Source organism: Nonomuraea sp. NPDC049637, assembly GCF_040675235.1.
Lineage (GTDB): Bacteria > Actinomycetota > Actinomycetes > Streptosporangiales > Streptosporangiaceae > Nonomuraea.
The window spans coordinates 131,875-148,036 of the sequence record NZ_JBFAOM010000004.1 but is presented as its reverse complement, the minus strand read 5'-3'; the positions used below and the strand labels follow the sequence as shown (position 1 = coordinate 148,036).

The 16,162-nt window shown below is 74.1% G+C and carries 16 protein-coding genes; 8 read left to right on the top strand and 8 right to left on the bottom strand.

What is annotated here, in order from left to right; genetic code table 11:
- From AB0J71_RS07510 to AB0J71_RS07500, 3 genes are all read left to right on the top strand, one after another.
- On the top strand, positions 1–1,872 hold the full coding sequence (locus AB0J71_RS07510; RefSeq protein ID WP_364413286.1) for a prolyl oligopeptidase family serine peptidase: 1,872 nt from the start codon (positions 1–3) through the stop codon (positions 1,870–1,872).
- A complete protein-coding gene (locus AB0J71_RS07505) occupies positions 1,869–3,131 on the top strand; it encodes a M20/M25/M40 family metallo-hydrolase (RefSeq protein ID WP_352330993.1) in 1,263 nt (420 codons plus the stop codon). The genes AB0J71_RS07510 and AB0J71_RS07505 overlap by 4 nt, the downstream gene beginning before the upstream one ends.
- Positions 3,132–3,267: 136 nt before the next feature.
- On the top strand, positions 3,268–3,867 hold the full coding sequence (locus AB0J71_RS07500; protein WP_352330995.1) for a TIGR03086 family metal-binding protein: 600 nt from the start codon (positions 3,268–3,270) through the stop codon (positions 3,865–3,867).
- Between the two features lie 44 nt (positions 3,868–3,911).
- On the opposite strand, the gene AB0J71_RS07495 is transcribed toward AB0J71_RS07500, so the two are convergent.
- From AB0J71_RS07495 to AB0J71_RS07485, 3 genes are all read right to left on the bottom strand, one after another.
- Complete coding sequence (locus tag AB0J71_RS07495; RefSeq protein WP_364389652.1) at positions 3,912–4,655, bottom strand: DUF427 domain-containing protein; 744 nt, start codon at positions 4,653–4,655, stop codon at positions 3,912–3,914.
- Positions 4,656–4,695: 40 nt separating this feature from the next.
- Positions 4,696–5,280 (bottom strand): hypothetical protein, encoded by a 585-nt coding sequence (locus AB0J71_RS07490; protein WP_364413284.1) that lies wholly within the window; start codon positions 5,278–5,280, stop codon positions 4,696–4,698.
- Between the two features lie 73 nt (positions 5,281–5,353).
- Positions 5,354–5,821 carry an adenylyltransferase/cytidyltransferase family protein gene (locus tag AB0J71_RS07485; protein ID WP_352328879.1) on the bottom strand — a complete coding sequence of 156 codons (468 nt, stop codon included), beginning with the start codon at positions 5,819–5,821 and terminating at the stop codon, positions 5,354–5,356.
- 206 nt (positions 5,822–6,027) lie between these two features.
- Here AB0J71_RS07485 and AB0J71_RS07480 point away from each other — a divergent pair, with 206 nt between their 5' ends.
- Positions 6,028–6,528, top strand: a complete 501-nt coding sequence (locus tag AB0J71_RS07480; protein ID WP_352328877.1) for an ATP-binding protein — start codon at positions 6,028–6,030, stop codon at positions 6,526–6,528.
- Here AB0J71_RS07480 and AB0J71_RS07475 read toward each other — a convergent pair.
- Positions 6,482–7,456 carry a LuxR C-terminal-related transcriptional regulator gene (locus AB0J71_RS07475; RefSeq protein WP_352328875.1) on the bottom strand — a complete coding sequence of 325 codons (975 nt, stop codon included), beginning with the start codon at positions 7,454–7,456 and terminating at the stop codon, positions 6,482–6,484. The genes AB0J71_RS07480 and AB0J71_RS07475 overlap by 47 nt on opposite strands.
- Before the next feature lie 563 nt (positions 7,457–8,019).
- Between AB0J71_RS07475 and AB0J71_RS07470 the strand changes: the two genes are divergently transcribed.
- Positions 8,020–8,622, top strand: coding sequence for a His/Gly/Thr/Pro-type tRNA ligase C-terminal domain-containing protein (locus tag AB0J71_RS07470; RefSeq protein ID WP_364413282.1), 603 nt, complete (start codon positions 8,020–8,022; stop codon positions 8,620–8,622).
- A gap of 17 nt (positions 8,623–8,639) precedes the next feature.
- Here AB0J71_RS07470 and AB0J71_RS07465 read toward each other — a convergent pair whose 3' ends face one another.
- Together AB0J71_RS07465 and AB0J71_RS07460 are read right to left on the bottom strand one after the other, a co-directional pair.
- Positions 8,640–9,608, bottom strand: a complete 969-nt coding sequence (locus AB0J71_RS07465; RefSeq protein ID WP_352328873.1) for a magnesium transporter CorA family protein — start codon at positions 9,606–9,608, stop codon at positions 8,640–8,642.
- A complete protein-coding gene (locus AB0J71_RS07460) occupies positions 9,608–10,321 on the bottom strand; it encodes a DUF72 domain-containing protein (protein ID WP_364413280.1) in 714 nt (237 codons plus the stop codon). The genes AB0J71_RS07465 and AB0J71_RS07460 overlap by 1 nt, the downstream gene beginning before the upstream one ends.
- Positions 10,322–10,391: 70 nt before the next feature.
- On the opposite strand from AB0J71_RS07460, the gene AB0J71_RS07455 reads away from it, so the two are divergent.
- A complete protein-coding gene (locus tag AB0J71_RS07455; protein WP_364413278.1) occupies positions 10,392–11,705 on the top strand; it encodes a YibE/F family protein in 1,314 nt (437 codons plus the stop codon).
- Between the two features lie 6 nt (positions 11,706–11,711).
- On the opposite strand, the gene AB0J71_RS07450 is transcribed toward AB0J71_RS07455, so the two are convergent.
- Positions 11,712–12,569, bottom strand: a complete 858-nt coding sequence (locus AB0J71_RS07450) for an NAD(+)/NADH kinase (RefSeq protein WP_364389647.1) — start codon at positions 12,567–12,569, stop codon at positions 11,712–11,714.
- Positions 12,570–12,647: 78 nt separating this feature from the next.
- Between AB0J71_RS07450 and AB0J71_RS07445 the strand changes: the two genes are divergently transcribed.
- Positions 12,648–13,499: a DUF72 domain-containing protein gene (locus AB0J71_RS07445; protein WP_364413276.1), complete on the top strand. Its 852-nt coding sequence runs from the start codon at positions 12,648–12,650 to the stop codon at positions 13,497–13,499.
- 25 nt (positions 13,500–13,524) lie between these two features.
- On the opposite strand, the gene AB0J71_RS07440 is transcribed toward AB0J71_RS07445, so the two are convergent.
- The gene (locus AB0J71_RS07440; protein WP_352330495.1) at positions 13,525–14,796 is read right to left on the bottom strand and encodes a cytochrome P450; all 1,272 of its coding nucleotides are present in this window, start codon (positions 14,794–14,796) and stop codon (positions 13,525–13,527) included.
- A gap of 185 nt (positions 14,797–14,981) precedes the next feature.
- On the opposite strand from AB0J71_RS07440, the gene AB0J71_RS07435 reads away from it, so the two are divergent.
- On the top strand, positions 14,982–16,124 hold the full coding sequence (locus AB0J71_RS07435; RefSeq protein WP_364413274.1) for a glutamate--cysteine ligase: 1,143 nt from the start codon (positions 14,982–14,984) through the stop codon (positions 16,122–16,124).
- Positions 16,125–16,162: the final 38 nt, after the last annotated feature.

Genomic DNA, 16,162 nt, shown 5'->3' with positions numbered 1-16,162 from the left:
ATGAGTATTCGACCGATCGATGTGGCGCGTACCGACGGCGGCCCCCAGTGGGTGGAGGCCGTCGCCACGCCCGAGGGCGTGGAGGTGTGGTGGGACGAGCCGCGCCCGCACGAGGGCGGCAGGCGCTGTGTGGTGCGCCGCCTGCCCGACGGCTCGCGCGCCGACGCGCTGCCTCCGGGCTGGAACGCCCGCAACCGCCTGGTCGAGTACGGCGGCCGCTCCTGGCGCCCGCTGCCGGGCGGCGGCCTGGTCTTCACCCATTGGGCCGACCAGCGGCTCTACCGCCTGGACGGCGCTTCGGGGACGGCCGCCGAGCCGGTCGCCCTGACCCCCGAGGGCCCGGCCCGGTACGGCGACCTCTACCTGCCGCCCGGCCGCGACGAGGTGTGGGCGGTCCGCGAGATCGACGACGCGCGTGACCTGGTCGCGGTCCCCCTGGACGGCGGCCCGCTCAGGGTCGTCGCCCGCGCCCACCATTTCCTGATGAACCCCCGCCTGTCCCCCGGCGGCACCCGGATCGCCTGGATCGGCTGGAACCACCCCGACATGCCCTGGGACGGCACCGAGCTGTGCGTGGCCCCCCTGTCCCCGGGCGGCGTCGCGGGCCCCCACCGGGTCGTGGCCGGCGGCCCCGAGGAGTCGGTGACGCAGGCCGAGTGGCGCAACGAGGAGTCCCTGTACGCCGTCACCGACCCGACCGGCTGGTGGAACGTGCACCTCGTGCACCTCGACGGCTCCCCCTCGCGCAACCTCACCCCCGTGGAGCTGGAGTTCGGCGCGGCGGCCTGGAAGCCGGGCCTGGCCTGCCTGGCCCCGGCGGGCGAGCGGCTGGTCGTCGTGTACGGCACCGCCGACCACCGCCGCCTGGGCGTGCTGGACCCGGCGACGGGCGACCTGCGGGAGATCGGCGGGGCGGAGCACACGTACTGGGCCTCGACGGTGTCGGCGGCCGGGGGCAAGGCGGCGGCGGTGGGGGCGACGCCGTACACGCCGCTGGAGGTCACCCTGGTCGATCTCGCCACCGGCGGGCACGAGGTCGTCTCGGCCCCCAAGCCGCTGCCCGACCGGGCGCTGCTGCCCACGCCGGAGGCGGTGACGATCGAGGGCGTGCACGCCCATCTCCACCCGCCGGCCGGGGTCGCCGGGCCGGCGCCGTACGTGATCTTCGTGCACGGCGGCCCGACCGGCAACACGCCGGTCGTGCTGGACCTGGAGGTCGCCTACTTCACCAGCCGTGGGATCGGCGTGGCCGTGGTGAACTACGGCGGCTCGACCGGCTACGGCCGGGCCTACCGCGAGCGGCTGCGGCACCAGTGGGGCGTGGTGGACGTCCAGGACTGCGCAAAGGTGGCGCGCGGGCTGGTGCAGCTCGGCCTGGCGGACGCGGCCAGGATCGCGATCCGGGGCGGCAGCGCCGGCGGCTGGACCACGGTGGCCGCGCTGGTGCACAGCGACGTGTTCGCGGGCGGCGTCGCGCACTACGCGATCACCGACCCGGAGAGCTGGGCGGCCGAGACGCACGACTTCGAGTCGCGCTACCTCGACGGCCTGGTGGGCCCGTTGCCCGAGACGCGGCAGCGGTACACCGACCGCTCGCCGCTCCTGAACGCGGCCCGGGCATCGGGCCCATGCCTCATGTTGCACGGTCTGGAGGACGCGATCGTGGACGTGAGCCAGGCCGAGCGATTCACCGCCGAACTGGACAAGCACGGCAAACAGTGGGCTCTGCTCACCTTCGCCGGCGAGCAGCACGGCTGGCGCAGGGAAGAGACCATCGTGGCGGTGCTGGAGGCCGAGCTGGCCTTCTACGGGCTGATCTTCGGCCTGGAGACGCCCGGCGTCCCGCCGCTGACGCTGAAGGGGAGAGCGTGAAGAGCGTCGCCGAGATCTGCTCGGACCTGATCAGGTTCGACACCACCAACCCGGGCTCGGGCGAGCGCCCGGCGGCCGAGTACGTGGCCACGCTGCTGGCCGACGCGGGGCTGGAGCCGGTGGTGTTCGAGTCCGAGCCCCGGCGCACGACCGTCGTGGCCAGGATCGACGGCGACTCCTCCGACGCGCTGCTCGTCCACGGCCACCTGGACGTGGTGCCGGCCGACCCCGCCGAGTGGCGGATGCACCCGTTCTCCGGCGAGATCACCGACGGCTGCGTGTACGGCCGGGGCGCGGTGGACATGAAGGGCTCGTGCGCGATGACGCTCGCGGCCGTGCTGGACATGACGGCGCGCGGCGTGCGGCCGAAGCGGGACCTGGTGCTGGCCTTCCTGGCCGACGAGGAGGCGACCGGCGACCACGGCTCCCGGTACGCGGTGACCGAGCACCGGCACCTGTTCGACGGCGTGACCGAGGCCATCAGCGAGTCGGGCGGCTTCAGCGTCGAGTCCGGCGGGCGGCGGGTCTACCCGATCGCCGTCGGCGAGCGCGGCACCGCCTGGATGAAGGTGACCGCCCACGGCGTGGCGGGCCACGGCTCGCGGCCCGCCGTGGACAACCCCGTCGCCACGCTGGCCCACGCCCTGTCGCGGGTCGCCGCCCATCAGTGGCCGGTGCGCCTGACGCCGTCGGTCGCCGCGCTCCTGGAGAGCCTGTCGGAGATCACCGGCCGGCCGATCGACCTGGACCGGCTGGACGCCGAGGCCGCCCGGCTGGGCCCGCTCGGCGAGCTGTTCCACGGGCAGATCCGCAACTCGGCGAACCCGACGATGCTGGACGCCGGGTACAAGGTGAACGTGGTGCCCTCGACGGCCTCGGCGCACGTGGACGGCCGGTACCTGCCGGGCCTGCAGGAGGAGTTCCTCGCGACGATCGACGAGCTGCTCGGGCCGAAGATCACCCGCGAGTTCGTGAACCTGGAGGAGGCGCCCGCCGCGCCGTACCCGTCGGCGTTCTTCGACGAGCTGGCGGGGGCGCTGGTGGCCGAGGACCCGCGGGCGCGGCCGGTCCCGTACGTGATGAGCGGCGGCACCGACGCCAAGTCCTTCGCCACCATCGGCATCCAGGGGTACGGCTTCGCCCCGCTCATGCTCCGGCCCGACCTGGACTACTTCGGCATGTTCCACGGCAAGGACGAGCGGGTGCCGGTGGAGGGCCTGGAGTTCGGCACCCGCGTGCTGACCCGCCTGCTCACCTGAGCGTCCCGGCCCGGCGACGCCCTCCTGCCGCCGGGCCGAACCAGGCGGTCAGCGCCTCCTCCAGGCCGCTCTCGCAAACTAGTGGAACAAAGCATTCCGTTCTGCTATTATGGAGTCATCTCGAAAGGAGCTCCACATGGGCGACATCATCAGCGGCTGGGACGTTCTGGACGCCTCGCACGAGGCGCTGCGCAAGGCCGTCAGCGGCATCCCGGCCGGCGGCTGGGGCCTGCCGACCCCGTGCTCCGAGTGGAGCGTCACCAAGGTCTTCAAGCACGCGGTGGGCGACCAGATCGGCTTCGCCGCCACGCTCACGGGCGAGCCCGGGCCGGCGTTCAACCCGTTCGACCCGCCTGCCGAGCCGGGCGCCGACCCGGCGGCCGAGCTCGACGACGCGCTGACCCGCTCGGCCAGGGCGTGGGCCGCGGTCGACCGCGATGCCGCCGAGGTGCCCACCCCGGTGCCGCCGAACAAGATGTCGCCGTGGGCGGGCTCGACGGCGTGCGCGCTCGACGCGGCCGTGCACGCCTGGGACATCGCCGTGGCCACGGGTCAGCCCTCGCCGCTGACGCCGGAGATGGCCGGGCCGCTATTGGAGGTCGCCCGGCAGATCGCCGACCCGTTGCGCCCGTGGGGCGCCTACGCCGAGGCGCTCCCGGACGACCCCTCCGGCGACGAGGTCGCCGCCCTGCTGCGCTACCTGGGCCGCGACCCGCACTGGGCGCCGGCCGCCTGAGGCCCGCGTGCGCCCCGCCCGAGCGGCGGGGCGCAGGGCCTGGCTCAGGAGAACTTGGTCTGCGGACGCTCCTCGCGCTCGCCGTCGACGAAGATGTCCAGCTTCTCGTTGTAGAAGGCGATCAGCCCCGCCACGCGCTCGCTCTCGGGCAGCGGCGTGCGGTAGGACCAGGCCAGGTCCTTCTTCCCGTTGACCGACCAGTACTCCGCGGTGCCCTTGTACGGGCAGTGGGTGGCGGTGTCGGTGTGCTCCAGCAGGTCGAGCCGTACGTCGGTCTTCGGCAGGTAGTAGCGGGCCGGCAGGCCGGTCTCGAACAGGATGCGGGCGTTGCGCGAGTCGGCCACGGTGACCCCGTCGACCTCCACCCGGATGTGCCGCGAGCTCGGCAGGATGTCCACCCGCGTGTACGGGTCGCGGGCGTGCACGTAGACCTCCTCGTCCTCCTCGAACCAGGCGTCCATGGCGTCCCAGTCGAAGCGCACGTGCCCGCGGATCTCCTCCAGCGGCGAGTCGTCGTAGACCAGGGCCGCCTCGGGGGCCTGCGCGGCGCCCGAGGTGACCGTGTGGACGGCGGCGTCGCCCCTGCTCGGGGAGTGCCTGGACGCGCCGGTCGGCTTGAGCGCCGCCTGCTCGACGTCCTGGAGGGGGAAGTAGTAGGTGGGGTAGAAGGGGCCTTCCCACACCAGCAGGGCCCGGGTCGTGTCGGCGATCGGCCGGCCGCCCAGGTAGGTCCGCACGCGCTTGGCCGACCGCTCGACGCGGACCCGGCCCCGGTTCGTGGCATCCATGTCCCCGCCAACCCGCGTGGCGGCGGTGCTATTCCGGCGCTCAGACCCCGAACAGCGCCAGCGTCACCCACGTGGTGGCCGTGCCGGTGAGCGCACCCGCCGCGACCTGCGCCCACGTGTGATGGGCGAGACGGACCCTGGCCCAGCACACCAGCGCCACCACGGCCGCGCCGGCGATCGCCACCGGCACGGCGGGCAGCACGTGCGCCAGCACCACCACCGTGCCCGCCGAGACGGCGGCGTGGAAGGAGATCTTCCAGCGGGTGGTGATCGGCACGGTCACCGCCAGGGCGACCAGCATCGCGGTCACCGTGGCCACCAGCAGCCGCGGCGCGCCCAGCAGGACCAGCAGCGCGAGCGCGGCCAGCACGGCGGCCACGGCGGCCAGCAGCGGACCGGTGCGGCGGGCCCGGTCGACGATGTGGTGGGAGTCGAGCCGCCCCGAGCGCACGCCGAGCGCGATCACCGCCGCCGGCACGCCGCCGCAGAACGCCGAGGCCACCAGCCCCCAGGCCGCGCCGGTCCATCCCTGGGCGAGCAGGCCCACGGCGGGCGGCATGACGATCACCAGCACTTGCGGTGCCAGCAGGTTCGTCACCCGCTTCGCCACCAGGTCGGCCATCATGGCATGAAAGATTACGCGATCATGGCCGCTGCCCGTTTCAGCGACGCCCCGGCCGCTCCGGGGCGGCGGCTCGTCAGCCCTTGCCGGCGGCGTTCACGATGCGGGTCGTGGAGCGGTCGGGGATGGCCGCCATCTCCCAGCACTCCGCGCCCAGGATGGCCGCCGCCGTGGCGCGCGCGCCCGCGTGCGGGTCGCCGGCGGTGTGGGCCAGCGCACCGGGCCGCATCGGCGCGAGCAGGTCGATGTAGTCCTCGGGGCCGTGGGCCTCGGGCGGGCCGGCGACCACGAAGACGCCCGACACGCAGCGCAGCGCGGCCAGCACCTCGGCCCGCTCCGCCGCCGGGTTGAACGGCCGGCTGGGCCCCTTCCACGCCCGCACGCGCGGGTCGTCCTCCACGCCGACCACCAGGGGCAGCCCGCGGGCGGCCACGGCGCCCAGGTAGCGCACGTGGCCGACGTGCAGGATGTCGAAGACGCCGGTCACGACGGCCGCCCCGGGCCGGTCGTACGGCTCCACCCAGACGGCCTCCAGGCTGCTCACGCGACCTCCTCCGACGGCCGGGCGAGTAGGCTGCTGTGCACGCTTTGCTCCCCCACGGGCCTAGACGACTCGTCGATCGCAGCGTACTCGGTCGCCGCGGCAGGTCGTGCAGGCGACCTTGGAAAGAGCATTCCTACCTTTTCGCGATAATCTCTCGCCCCCTGCCCGCGCGTCTCATGACGTCACCTGATTCGGGGGAGGTCGCCGTGGCGCCGAGGGACTCAGACCATGCCGACGGGGGTGAGACGCCCGGGTTCCGCGACCTCGCGGTGCGGCTTCCCGGAGTTCCGTCCCAGGTCTCGCGGGCCAGGGGGCTCGTGACGGCCGCGCTCGGCCGCGATCATCCGTTCCATGACGACGTGGTGCTGCTCACCAGCGAGCTGGCCACGAACGCGATCCTGCACTCAAGGTCCGGGGACGGCGGCTCGTTCACGGTGTCGGTGCTCAGCTCGGACACCACGGTCCGGGTGTGCGTGGCCGACGGCGGCGCGGACGGCCCGCCGTGCGTGTGCCGGACCGCTCCGCAGGCCACCAGCGGCCGGGGGCTGCCGCTGATCGAGGCGCTCAGCCACCGCTGGGGGTTCGTCCGCGAAGGGGGCTCGACGACCGTCTGGTTCGAGCTGACGCAGGCCCGCGTGCCCGGCGGGCAGGAGCCGTGCGTCACAGGTCGAGCCGGCACAACCCTTCGGCCAGCGCCTTCGTGGTGAGCCTGGTCCGGCTGTCGCAGCCCAGCTTGGCGAAGATGTGCTCCAGATGGGTGGTCACCGTCCGCACGCTCAGCACCAGGCAGGCCGCGATCTGCGGGTTGGAGTCGCCGGCCGCGACCCGGGTGAGCACGTCGACCTCGCGGCCGGTCAGGTCGTAGGGCAGCGGGCAGGGCCGTTCGGCGGCGACCGCGCCCTGCAGCGATCCCTGGTAGCCGACGCCGGCCCGCAGCAGCCGCACCTCGTGCCAGCGGCCGCCGCCGTCGAGCCACAGGCCGCGCCGGCTCAGCTCGCGCGAGTCGATGAACGCGCGCGCGAAGGCCGCCATGGCGGGGTCGTCCCACAGCTCGCGGGAGACCTCGTGGCCGGGCACCGCGCGGCGCTCGCCGAGCCGGTCGAAGGCGACGGCGCGGAAGTCGGGCGGCAGCCCGGCGGGGTCGATCACGCACCGGGTCAGGTCGGTGACGTGCGCGAGCATCGGGCTCACGGCGGCGACCAGGGCGCCGGCCAGCAGCGGGAAGGCGTCCTTGGCGGCCAGGTGCAGCAGGCCGGTGTAGCGGCCGCCGTCGGCGAGGAACAGCGGCGCGGTCAGGCCGGCCCGCCATCCGTAGGGGGCCAGGTGGCGGCGGAAGTACCGTTCGGTGCCCGGCTGCGGCATGGGCACCGGCCGCCGCCCGGCGATGGCCTCGCGGCAGGCGTCGAGCGCGGCGTACTCCTCGGCGGCGTCGCGGTCGATGCGGCGGTGGCCGTCGGAGACGACGCTGTGGTGCCGGCCGGTGGCGGGGTCGAAGGCGACGAACTCGTAGGCGTCGAGCGGGACCACCTGGCGCAGCGCCGCCATCGCCGCGTGCGCGCCGCCACCGCCCGCGACCTGGTAGCCGACCTCGGCGAACGCCTGCAACTGGCGGACGCTCAAGGTGATCTCAGCCACGGCTCTTTTATATCATTTGCCATTCCTTGACCGGTTGTTGAAGATTTTCTTCACGTCCGCCGCAGTGCTACGGTGGCAGCATGCAGCGCGCTCTCGTCACCACGACGCCGGACACGGTCCCGGCGCGCTGATTCCATGCATCCCGGGCGGGCGCCCGGGAGCTGGTCGTTCGCCCTTTCACCGCAAAGGACGATCATGAACGACCACCGCAGGCTCGGCCGCGAACTGGAGATCTTCGGCACCGACCCGCTGATCTTCGGCACCGACCCGCTGATCGGCTCCGGGCTGCCCTACTGGCTGCCCGCCGGGGCCGCCGTGCGCAAGGCCGTGGAGGACTACGTCCACGAGCTCGAACGCCGCCACGGCTACGTGCACGTCAACTCCCCCGTGCTCGGCAAACGCGAGCTGTACGAACGCTCCGGCCACTGGGCGCACTACGCCGAGGACATGTTCCCGCCCATGAACGTGGGCGGCGAGGAGTTCGTGCTGCGGCCCAGCCTCTGCCCGCACCACGCGCTGATCTACCGCTCGCGCGGGCGCAGCGCGGCGAGGGCGGCAAGTTCGTGGACGACCCCGCGATGTGGGCGCGCTCGGAGGCCGTGCTGCGCGAGGTGCTACAGGAACGCGGCCGCGCCTACGACGAGGAACGCGGCGAGGGCGCCTTCTACGGCCCGGAGATCGACATCCAGATCGCCGACCCGGCGGGCCGCGAGAGCACCCTGTCGACCGTCCAGGTGGACCTGTACCAGCCCGAGCGCTTCGACCTGTCGTACGCGGGCGGGCGGCGTCCCGTCATGGTGCACCGCAGCGTGGTCGGCGGGATCGAGCGCCTGGTCGCGCACCTGATCGAGGTGCATGGCGGCGCGTTCCCTGCGTGGCTGGCGCCCGTGCAGGCGGTCGTGCTGCCGCTGTCGGACGCCGAGCTCCCGGCGGCGGAGGACGTGTTGCGGCGGGCGGTGGCCGCCGGGCTGCGGGCCGAGCTGGCGCCCGCGGACCGGGGCAGCCTCGGGGCCAGGATCCGGGCGCACCGGCTGGTGCCGTACCAGCTCGTGGTGGGGCCGCGCGAGGTCTCGGACGGCGTGCCGGCCGTCCGGCTGCGGGACGGCCGCCAGGCGGGCCCGGTGCCGGTCGAGCGGCTGGCCGAGGACTGCCGGCCGCGCTTCTGACGGCCTGTCGCCAGGGTTCAGAGCCAGTCCTTCTTCTTGAAGACCGCGTACAGCACCACGGACGCCACCGCCACCAGCACCGACGACACCCAGAAACCCGAGATCTGCCCGGAGCCGGGATAGGGCACGTTCTGGCCGTAGAAGCCGGTGATGGCGGTCGGCACCGCGATGATGGCGGCCCAGCTCGTCACCCGCTTCATGATCTCGTTGAGGCGGAAGCCCTGCTGGGCCAGGCGGGTCTCGCGGACGTTGGCGAGCATGTCGCGGATCGCCTCCACCCACTCGGCGACGCGCTGGACGTGGTCGTAGACGTCCTCGTAGTAGGGGGCCATCACCGGGTCGGCGACGATCTCCTGGTCGCGGCGGAGCAGCGTGCCGAGCACCTCCCGCATCGGCATCGAGATCTTGCGGAGCCTGGCGGTGTCCTTGCGCAGCACGTACATGGCGCGCTGGAGTTGCCTGCCGTCGCGGGGCGCGTCGTCGAACAGCGACTCCTCCATGGCCTCGGCCCGCGCGTCGAGGTCCTGGACCAGGTCGAACTGGCTGTCCACGACGTAGTCGAGCAGGCCGTGCAGCAGGAAGGCGACGCCGTGCGCGGCCAGGCGGGAGGTCGCGTCCCAGCGCCTGACCACCTCGTCGATGTCGAAGCAGGCGTTCTCCCGCACGGTCACCAGGGCGTTGCGGGTGACGAAGGCGTTCACCTCGACCGGGACGAGGCGGCCCTCGTCGAGGTGGATGCCGTACACGGTGATGAACAGGTGGTTGTCGTAGACGTCCACCTTGGGGCGCTGGTGGTCGCTGAGGACGTCCTCGACGGCCAGTTCGTGCAGGCCGAGCTCCTCGCCGACCTGGTTGAGCTGCTCGGGGGTGGGCGAGCACAGATCGAACCAGACGACGGCCTCGGGGTCGCCGACGTGGTCGGAGACCTCCTCGACGGGGAAGCCCTCCTTCTCGAGGACGCCGTTCCTGTACAGACGCGTGCGCATCAGGTGAGTCTGGCAAATCGCCGGGCATCGCGCACGGCCGCTCCCCCCGGATCGTTGTTGAAGTAGACGTGGACGTCCCGCCACCCGGCCTGCTCCACCCTCCGCGCCCAGCTCTTCAGCGCCGCCGCGCCGTAGGAGGGCCGGGGGGCGGCCAGGCCCTCGTGCAGGCGCACGTACCCCCAGTCGGCGGTGCGCCACAGCGGCGTCAGCGGCCGGCCGAGGCGGTCGGCCCAGCACAGCGCGGCACCCCGCGCGAGCAGCACCTCGCGCACCTCGCCGGTCCACCAGGAGTCGTGCCGCGGCTCCACCGCCACCCGCACGCCGCCGGGGAAGCAGCCCAGGCAGCGGTCGAGCAGGGCGGGGTCGGCGCGCAGCGTGGGCGGCAGTTGCAGCAGGATCGGGCCTAGCTTCTCCTTGAGGGCCCCGGCGGCCGCCATCAGCCGGGCGACCGGCTCCTCGGGCCCGGTCAGCCGCTTGATGTGGGTGAGGTAGCGGCTGGCCTTGACCGCCATGACGAACCCGTCGGGGGTGCGCTCCCGCCAGGCGGCGAACGTCTCCGGCGACGGCAGGCGGTAGAAGGCGTTGTTGCTCTCGACCGTGGGGAACTCGGCCGCGTACGTCTCCAGCCACAACCGCTGCGGGACCCCCTCGGGGTACAGCACGCCGCGCCAGTCCTTGTACTGCCATCCGGAGGTGCCCACCAGCGTCGCCACACCCGGCTCCTACCCCGCGCCGGGTGCGTTACTGTCGCAGTCCAGGAAGCCGAGGAGGATCTTTCACGCGATGGGCGCCGATCAGTTCCACGGCCATTCCGCCGGCCCCTCCCACGGTCACGGTCACGGTCACGGCCATTCCCACGGCGGGCCCGCCGCGCCGCCGTCGCGCGGCGCGGTCGTGGCGAGCCTGGCCGTGCTGGTGCCGCTGGCCCTGGCGACGCTGGCCTGCCTGGTGTGGCTCTGGCCCGCGGCGCAGGCGGCGCCGGACGGCCAGGACGGGCGGGAGGGGCCCGCGGTCGAACGGGTCGAGGGCACGGTCACCTCGATCACGCTCAGGCGCTGCCCGGCCGTCCAGGAGGGCATGCCGGCGCCCGACCCGGCCACCTGCGGCAACGCCACCGTACGGGTCGGCTCGGGGCCCGACACCGGCCGCGACGTCACGCTGCGGCTGCCGGGCGGGCCGGGGGCGCAGCGGTTCACGGCGGGCGACGACGTGCTGCTGCTGCGTGCCGCCGACGGGGCCTACCAGCTCTCCGACCACGACCGGTCGACGACGTTGTGGCTGCTGGGCGGCGCGTTCGCGCTGGCGGTCATCGCGTTCGGGCGGTGGCGCGGGGTGACGGCGCTGGTGGGGCTGGCGGTGACGTTCGGGCTGTTGCTGACGTTCGTCATCCCGGCCGTCCTGGCGGGCGAGCCGCCGATGCTGGTCGCCGTCGTCGGTTCGGCCGCGATCATGCTGACGGTGCTCTACCTCACCCACGGCTTCTCCCTGACCACCTCGATGGCCGTGCTGGGCACGCTGGCCAGCCTCGCGCTCACCGGGCTGCTGTCGTACGGGGCGATCGGCCTGGCCCGGCTCAACGGCGTCACCGACGACACCGCCCTGACCCTGGGCATGAGCCTGTCCATCGACACCGAGGGGCTGCTGCTGGCCAGCATCATCATCGGGGCGCTCGGCGTGCTCGACGACGTCACCGTCACCCAGGCGGTGACGGTGGGCGAGCTGGCCGCGGCCAACCCCTCCTACGGCTTCGCCCGCCTGTACCGGGCCGCGGGGCGCGTCGGGCGGGCCCACATCGCCTCCGTGATCAACACGATCATCCTGGCGTACGCGGGGGCGTCGCTGCCGCTGCTGCTGCTGTTCAGCATCGGCGCGCAGCCGCTCGGCGACGTGCTGACCACGCCGGTCGTGACCCAGGAGATCGTCCGCAGCGTCGTGGGCACGCTCGGGCTGATCGCCGCCGTGCCGATCACGACCGCGCTGTCGGCGCTGGTAGCCGCCCGCGGCGCGCGGCCCGCGCAGGCGCCGGAGGGCGAGCCGTCCACCAGGCCCGTGCGGGCCGGCGGGCCGCTCACCAGGCCCGCGCGGCACCGCCGCTGAGCGGGGTCAGCCGACCTCGGCGCTGCCGTCCACCCGCAGCTTGCGGCGGGCGCGCTCGTAGAAGGTGGTGCCGACGCGGACCACCTTCGCCGCCCCCGGCCAGGCGGTGACCGTGACGGTGTCGCCGGGGCACAGGTGGCCGACCACCCGTCCGTCCACCTCGACGGCGAGCCTGCCGCTCGCGGGCAGCACCTCCAGCGTCACCTCCTCGTCGGCGGGCAGCACCAGGGCCCGGTTGAAGGAGGAGTGGGCGGCCGCGGGCACCACCAGGACGGCCTCCACGCGGGGCGAGACGATCGGCCCGCCGGCCGAGAAGCTGTAGGCGGTGGAGCCGGTGGAGGTGGCCACGATCACCGCGTCCGCGGACAGGCTCACGAACGGGCTGCCCGACGGGGTGACCGACACCCCGGCCAGCCCCTCGCCGGGGATGCGGACCAGCGCGATGTCGTTGAACGCCGTCACCGGGACCCCGGCGACCACGCTCCTGATGGCCATCCGCGGCTCGATCGTGTATTCGTGGCGGTCGATGGCCGACAGCGTGCCGGCCAGCTCGTCCACGTCGATCTCGGCCAGGAAGCCGAGCTTGCCCAGGTTCACCCCCAGGATGGGCGTGGGCCGGCCGGCCAGCAGCCGCATGGTCCGCAACATCGTGCCGTCGCCGCCGAGCCCCACCAGCAGATCGGCCCGCTCGACCAGGGCGACCGCGTCGACCGGCACCGCGCTGCAGTCGATGCGCCCGACCTCCTCGGGCAGCCCGAGGACGGTCGCCCCCTTGTCCGCGGCCCAGCGCAGGATGGTGTCGATCGCCTTCTTGGAGTCGCGCTGGGGATGCAGTACCAGCCCGACCGTCCCGACCATGCCCATGCGACCAGCCTAAACGGTGGCGTTCCCGGACATCTGCGGCGGCCCCGGGCGTCCGGCGGCTCCGCTAACGTCGGAGGCATGCGGCTTCATGTGGGATGCGCGATGTGGACGCACACACCGTGGAACGGACGTTTCCTGCCCCATCCGCTCCCGCCGGGAGAGCGCCTGCGCGCCTACGCCACCTGGTGCGACGCGGTCGAGGGCAACACCACGTTCTACGCCACCCCCGCCCGCGCCACGGTGGAGTCGTGGGCCCGGCAGCTCGACCCCGACTTCCGCTTCGTCGTCAAGCTGCCCAAGGCCATCACCCACCACCACCGCCTGACCGGCGCCGAGCAGGAGCTGCACGCCTTCCTCGACGCCGTCGAGCCGCTCGGGCCGCGCGCGCACGCCCTGTGGGTGCAGTTGCCGCCCGGCTTCGGCCCCGCCGACCTCGGCACGCTGGCGGCCTTCCTGCGCCGCCTGCCCCGCTCCCACCGCTACGCCGTGGAGGTCCGCCACCGCGCCTTCTTCGACGACGCCCGCCAGGCCGGCCAGCTCGAACGGGTGCTGGCCGCCGCCGGCGCCGAATGGGTGCCCTTCGACACGGTGACGCTGTTCCGCACCCCGCCGACCAGCGACGCCGAACGCGACGCGTGGACGAAGAAACCGCGCGTGCCGCGCCGCACCCGCGCGCTCACCGGCCATCCGATCGTCCGCTACCTCGGCCGCGACTCCGTCAAGGCCACGGTCGAGGGCTGGCGGGAGTGGGTGGACACGGTCGCCGGGTGGCTGCGCGAGGGCCGCTCCCCCACCGTGTTCGTCCACACGCCCGACAACGCCGACGCGCCGATGCTCGCCCGCCGCTTCCACGACGAGGTGCGCGCCCGGGTGCCGGGGCTGCGCCCGCTGCCCGAGCCGATGCCGGCCGAGCCCCCCACGCTGTTCTGACCGGCCGCCGGGCGCGCGGGCGGGCTCACGCCCCGGCCGGCCGGTCGCGCAGCGTGTAGCGGATCGGCAGGTGCTTGATGCCGCCCACGAACGTGGTGGCCACCCAGGCGGGCTCGCCGTCGAACTCCACGCTCTCCAGCCGGGGCAGCAGCTCGGCGAACAGCGCCCGGATCTCCATGCGGGCCAGCGCGGCCCCGAGGCAGAAGTGCACGCCGGAGCCGAAGGCCAGGTGCCGGTTGGGGTCGCGGCCGGCGTCGAAGCGGAACGGCTCGGCGAACACCTCCTCGTCCCGGTTGGCCGACGGGTACGACAGCAGCACCGACTCCCCCCGCCTGACCGGCGTGCCGCGTACGGCGGTGTCGGCGGCCGCGGTGCGCATGAACTCCTTCACCGGGCTCACCCACCGGATCATCTCCTCGGCCGCCAGCGGCAGCAGCCCGGGGTCCCGGCGCAGCCGCCGCAGCTCGCCGGGGTGCCGGATGAGCGCCTCCAGGCCGCCGGCGATGGTGGAGCTGGTGGTGTCGTGCCCGGCGGTGGCGATGATGACGTAGTAGGAGGCGGCGTCCAGGTCGCTCAGCGGGCGGCCGTCCACGCGGGCGTTGGCGATCTCCGAGGCGAGGTCGCCGGTGGGCCTGGCCCGGCGCGCGGCGGTCAGCTCGCGGAAGTAGCCCAGCAGGTCGGCCAGCACGGCGGTGTGGTCCTGGGCGGTGCCGCCGCGCCGGTTGTCGTTGTCGTCCTGGCCGAACAGCTCCTGGGTGAGCCGCAACATGCGCGGGAAGTCCGACTCGGGCAGGCCCAGCAGCGACAGGATGACGTAGAGCGGATAGTGCACGGCGACCTGGCGGGCGAAGTCGCAGGAGCCGCCGTGGGCGGTCATGCGGTCGACGTAGCGGCGGGCCAGGTCGCGGACGCGCACCTCCAGGGCGCGCATGGCCCTGGGCCGGAACCAGTCGGCGGCGACCGCGCGCACGACGCGGTGCTCGGGGTCGTCCATGTGGACGAGCGTCTTCAGGCCGGTGCCGCGCGCCCGCTGCTCGGCCAGCCGGGCGTCGATCTCCGCGCTGCGCAGCACCGGGCGCGGCGCGCTCAGCCACAGGGCGTTGTTCCGCTCGATCTCCAGCAGGTCGGCGTGCCGGGTGACGGCCCAGAAGGGGTTGTAGCCGGGCACCTCCACGCGGTGCACCGGTGACTCGCGGCGCAGCAGCGCCAGGGCCTCGTGCAGCCGGGTCTCGTCGGCGTACGCGGCGGGCGTGGCGAACACGTGCCCGGCCTCCTCCACGGACATGGTCGCGGTCACGGGCGGGCCCTCCTCTGGATGCGGGGGTGATGCGGCCAGAAGAGCCATTCCCCCGGGGCGAGTGCGCCATTCGGCCCTGCGGCGGCCCCCGGCAGGGCAAGATCGGATGGCAGCGTCCCCGCGGTGTGCCCGCGGTGTCCCCGCGGTGTCCCCGCAGTCGAGTCGAGCAGTGGAGTGGAGCGCACATGACGGCTACCGCCGAGTCGTTAGGGCAGTCCTCCGGCGGCGTGACCGCCCGCCTGATGGGCGTCGAGGAGGAGTACCTGGTGGTCGATCCCGCCACCCGCGCCGTGGCCCCCGGCGCGGCGGCCGTCGTCGACCGCGCCGCGGCCGGGCTGGGCGACCGGGTCTGCACGGAGATCACGCAGTTCCAGGTGGAGGCCAAGACGACGCCCTGCGCGAGCCGGGCCGAGCTGGCGGCGGAGCTGCGGCGGATGCGCGAGGTCGTGGCCGCCGCCGCGCGCGCCGAGGGGCTGGCGGTGGTCGCCTCCGGCACGCCGGTGATCGGCGACGTCGTCCCGCCGCCGATCACCACGCACCCCCGCTACGGCGTCGGCATCGACAACTACCGCGCCCTGCACGACGAGCAGGCCATCTGCGCCGGTCACGTGCACATCCACGTGCCCGACCGGGAGCAGGCCGTGCTGGTCTGCAACCACGTGCGCCCCTGGCTGCCGGTGCTGCTCGCGCTCATGGCCAACTCCCCGTTCTGGGCCGGCCGCGACACCGGTTACGCGGGCTGGCGGGTGCTGGCCTGGGGCAAGTGGCCGGTGGCCGGGCCGCCGCCGTACTTCGGGTCGCTGGAGCACTTCGAGCGCACGGTCGCGGCGCTGACCGGCAGCGGCGCGCTGGTCGACCCGGGGACGCTGTTCTGGGACGTGCGCCCGTCGGCCCGGCTGCCCACGGTGGAGGTGCGGGTGGCCGACGTGCCCGCCTCCACGCGCGAGTCGGTGTTCCTCGCGCTGGTGGTGCGGGCGCTGGTCACCACGTCGCTGCACCGGGTGCGGGACGGCGATCCCGGCCCCGAGGTGCCCGCCGAGCTGCTGCGGGTGGCCTACTGGCGGGCCGCCAGGGACGGGCTGGGCGGGTCCGGCGTCGATCCGTTCACGGGGGCGGCGCGGCCGGTCGCCGAGCTGGTGGCGCGGCTGCTGGAGCACGTCGGGCCCGCGCTGGCCGCGGCCGGCGACCTGGAGGCGGCCGCGGAGGGGTGGCGGCTGCTGCGCGAGAACGGCGGGGGCGCCGAGCGCCAGCGGGCCGCGCACGCCCGGCGCGGGGCGCTCGCCGACGTGGTCGACGATCTCGTGGCCCGCTTCGCCTCCAACGACTGAAGCCGGTCGGCTCCTACGGCTGAAGCCGGTCGGCTCCT

Coding starts and splice junctions, on each gene's coding strand:
- AB0J71_RS07500 (WP_352330995.1), top strand. CDS start 3,268: ATGGGCGACATCATCAGCGGCTGGGACGTTCTGGACGCCTCGCACGAG.
- AB0J71_RS07465 (WP_352328873.1), bottom strand. CDS start 9,608: ATGCGCACGCGTCTGTACAGGAACGGCGTCCTCGAGAAGGAGGGCTTC.
- AB0J71_RS07445 (WP_364413276.1), top strand. CDS start 12,648: ATGCGGCTTCATGTGGGATGCGCGATGTGGACGCACACACCGTGGAAC.
- AB0J71_RS07435 (WP_364413274.1), top strand. CDS start 14,982: ATGACGGCTACCGCCGAGTCGTTAGGGCAGTCCTCCGGCGGCGTGACC.
- AB0J71_RS07510 (WP_364413286.1), top strand. CDS start 1: ATGAGTATTCGACCGATCGATGTGGCGCGTACCGACGGCGGCCCCCAG.
- AB0J71_RS07490 (WP_364413284.1), bottom strand. CDS start 5,280: ATGATGGCCGACCTGGTGGCGAAGCGGGTGACGAACCTGCTGGCACCG.
- AB0J71_RS07455 (WP_364413278.1), top strand. CDS start 10,392: ATGGGCGCCGATCAGTTCCACGGCCATTCCGCCGGCCCCTCCCACGGT.
- AB0J71_RS07450 (WP_364389647.1), bottom strand. CDS start 12,569: ATGGGCATGGTCGGGACGGTCGGGCTGGTACTGCATCCCCAGCGCGAC.
- AB0J71_RS07495 (WP_364389652.1), bottom strand. CDS start 4,655: ATGGATGCCACGAACCGGGGCCGGGTCCGCGTCGAGCGGTCGGCCAAG.